General features: G+C 72.8%; 1 protein-coding gene. It reads left to right on the top strand.

Annotated features, from left to right (window positions below; genetic code table 11):
- A partial coding sequence (locus GVL52_RS32495) for an enoyl-CoA hydratase-related protein (protein WP_200848051.1) occupies positions 1–404 on the top strand: 404 nt, incomplete at both ends.

Here is a 404-nt window from a genome sequence, read left to right as displayed (position 1 = left end):
TGCTGACCATCCACCATCCGGAGATGCGCAATGCGCTCGATCCGGCGATCTGCGTCGCCGGGGTGGAAGCGTTGAACGGCGCGGAGCGCAGCGCCGATGTGCGCGCGGTCGTCATCACCGGTGCCGGCGCGCACTTCTGCGCCGGCGGCAATCTGCAGCGGCTGCAGGCGCGGCGCCAGGAAGATGCCGAGGCGCAGGCCCAGGGCGTGGAAGCGCTGCACCAATGGATCGAGACGCTCAGCACCTACCCGAAGCCCGTCATCGCCGCCGTGGAAGGCGCGGCCGCGGGCGCGGGCTTCTCGCTGGCGCTGGCCTGCGACATGGTCGTCGCCGCGCGCGACGCGGCCTTCGTGATGGCCTATGCCGGCGTCGGCCTCTCGCCGGACGGCGGCGCCACCTGGAGC

Source organism: Rhizobium sp. 18055 (assembly GCF_902706285.1).
Lineage (GTDB): Bacteria > Pseudomonadota > Alphaproteobacteria > Rhizobiales > Rhizobiaceae > Rhizobium.
Note: the sequence above shows the minus strand (reverse complement) of the source record. Positions and strands in the feature narration are given on the sequence as shown.